At 48.6% G+C, this 3080-nt stretch carries 1 rRNA gene; it reads right to left on the reverse strand.

The window, feature by feature from the left end:
* Positions 1 to 64: 64 nt before the first annotated feature.
* Positions 65 to 2860, reverse strand: a 23S ribosomal RNA gene (locus F454_RS0113545).
* Positions 2861 to 3080 lie beyond the last annotated feature (220 nt).

Consider the following 3080-nt stretch of genomic DNA (forward strand, 5'->3'; position numbering starts at 1 on the left):
TTGCATAATCACACGGCTTTTTGCGTGTTTTGAATACTCTTCTTTAAGCAAATCTAAAGCTTAAGGAATCAAGCCAAACGGATGATTAGTATTGGTGAGCTGAATACATTGCTGCACTTACACCCCCAACCTATCAACGTGGTGGTCTTCCACGATCCTTCAGGGAAAATTAATCTCGGGATGAGCTTGGCGCTTAGATGCTTTCAGCGCTTATCTCGACCGCACTTAGCTACCCTGCGATGCTCTTGACAGAACAACAGGAACACCAGAGGTGCGTCAAACTCGGTCCTCTCGTACTAGAGTTTGAACCCCACAATTTTCCTACGCCCACAGAGGATAGAGGACCGAACTGTCTCGCGACGTTCTGAACCCAGCTCGCGTGCCGCTTTAACCGGCGAACAGCCGGACCCTTGGGACCTTCTCCAGCCCCAGGATGCGACGAGCCGACATCGAGGTGCCAAACCGCGCCGTCGATATGAACTCTTGGGCGCGATCAGCCTGTTATCCCTAGGGTACCTTTTATCCGTTGAGCGACGGCAATTCCACTTTCTACCGCCGGATCACTAAGGCCTACTTTCGTATCTGCTCGACTTGTAGGTCTCACAGTTAGGCTGGCTTATGCCTTTGCACTCAACACACGGTTACCAACCGTGCTGAGCCAACCTTCGCGCTCCTCCGTTACTCTTTAGGAGGATACCGCCCCAGTAAAACTGACCGGCTGCCAGGGTCCCCCGGCCTGTTTCAAGGCTCGAGGTTAGAACATTCAAAATTAAAGGGTGGTATCTCACTGATGACTCCATCTTAGCCTAAACTAAAATTTCAACGTCTCCCACTTATGCTGAGCATTAAGATTAAATGAACACTAACAGCTTACAGTTAAGGTCCATAGGGTCTTTCCGTCCTTCTGCGGGTAGCCGGCATCTTCACCGGCGTTACAATTTCACTGAGCACCTAGTCGAGACAGCGCCCAACTCGTTGCACGATTCGTGCAGGTCGGAACTTACCCGACAAGGAATTTCGCTACCTTAGGACCGTTATAGTTACGGCCGACATTCACCAGGACTTGGACTCGAAGCTTCGCCTCAAGGGCTAACATCTCATCGTAATCTTTTGGCATTGGTCACGTGTCACATCGTATACGTCGACTTTCGTCTTAGCACAATGCTGTGTTTTTGCTAAACAGTCGGTTGGGCCATTTCACTGCGGCCCCCCATAAGGGGGCACTCCTTATCCCGAAGTTACGGAGCCATTTTGCCGAGTTCCTTGACTAGGTTTCACTCTTGCGCCTTGGTATACTCTACCCACCCACCTGTGTCGGTTTGCGGTACGGGGTGCGTTTATTCGGGTTGGCTTTTCTTGGCACAACGTCCAGTAATACGAATCGACCGTAGTCTCATCTCGGAATTCAATAACCTAGTTACTTTCTATCATGCGTCCCCTTCCCTTTGCACGTGCAGGAATATTAACCTGCTTTCCATCGCCTACGCCCTTCGGCCTCGGCTTAGGTCCCGACTAACCCTGGGATGACTAGCATTGCCCAGGAAACCTCGGGTTTACGGCGGAGCCGGATCTCACGGCTCTTATCGTTACTCATGTCTGCATACTCTCTTCTATAGTGTCCAGGTTCAGTCGCCATTCCCCTTCAACCTCTATAGAATGCTCCTCTACCACGCCCACTACCCGTAGGTAATGAACATCCAGAGCTTCGGTACTATACTTATCGCCAATCATTTTCGGCGCAGGATCTCTCGATGAGTAAGCTATTACGCACTTTTTAAATGGTGGCTGCTTCTAAGCCAACATCCTCACTGTCTGTGAAATCCCACCTCCTTTCCACTTAGTATAGTTTAGGCACCTTAGCTGCTGATCTGGGCTGTTTCCCTTTCGACAATGAAGCTTATCCCCCACTGTCTCACTGCTACGTTCTATTGAATGGTATTCGGAGTTTGATAGGGGTTGGTAGGCGGGTATGCCCCCTAGCCCTTTCAGTGCTCTACCCCCACTCATCAACACGTAACGCTGCACCTAAATGCATTTCGAGGAGAACCAGCTATCACGGGGTTTGATTAGCCTTTCACTCCGACCCACAGCTCATCCGAGAATTTTTCAACATTCACCGGTTCGGTCCTCCACTCAGTATCACCTGAGCTTCAACCTGGCCATGGGTAGGTCACCTCCGTTTCGGGTCTAGCACATGCAACTCATTGACGCCCTATTAGGACTTGGTTTCCCTACGCCTCCGATCCAGAAGATCTTAAGCTTGCCACATATACTAACTCGCAGACTCATTAAGCAAAAGGCACGCAGTCACTCCGAAGAGCTCCTACACCTTGTAGGCACATGGTTTCAGGTTCTATTTCACTCCCCTCACAGGGGTTCTTTTCACCTTTCCCTCACGGTACTGGTTCACTATCGGTCGCTAACGAGTATTTAGCCTTGGAGGGTGGTCCCCCCATCTTCACACACCGTTTCACGTGTGGTGTGCTACTTTCACCTAGCCAGATTAGATTTCGATTACGCGGGTATCACGCTCTATGCCGGAGCTTTCCATCTCCTTCTTCTATCGTCACTGGTCAACTATTGGTTAGGCTCTTCCGCGTTCGCTCGCCACTACTTACGGAATCTCATTTTGATTTCTTTTCCTCTGCTTACTAAGATGTTTCAATTCAGCAGGTATCGCGTATCCTTACTTATTTTATTCAGTAAGGAACAATGTCATATTAATAACATTAGGTTACCCCATTCGGAAATTCCCGGGTCAATGGTTACTTGCACCTGACCGAGACTTATCGCAGCTTATCACGTCCTTCATCGCCTGTTAGCACCAAGGCATCCACTATGTGCCCTTTCTAGCTTGATTCCTTAATATTGATGTCTTTCGACATCGCTTTAAATCAAGTCGACAGCGTCCTTATTGAAGTGTTGCTTACCCACTTCGGACTCTCTGTCTAAATTTGCCATATTCTACTAAAAATAAGCTCTCGCTCATTTTTGGAAGTTTATATTTTTAGAGTATCCCAACTCGCAAAAAGCTTTCTCAATGTGTGATTTTGCATTTTTGCAGTTAGGAAAAACTTTCA

It is taken from the genome of Rubritalea marina DSM 17716, from assembly GCF_000378105.1.
GTDB classification, from domain to species: Bacteria; Verrucomicrobiota; Verrucomicrobiia; order Verrucomicrobiales; family Akkermansiaceae; genus Rubritalea; species Rubritalea marina.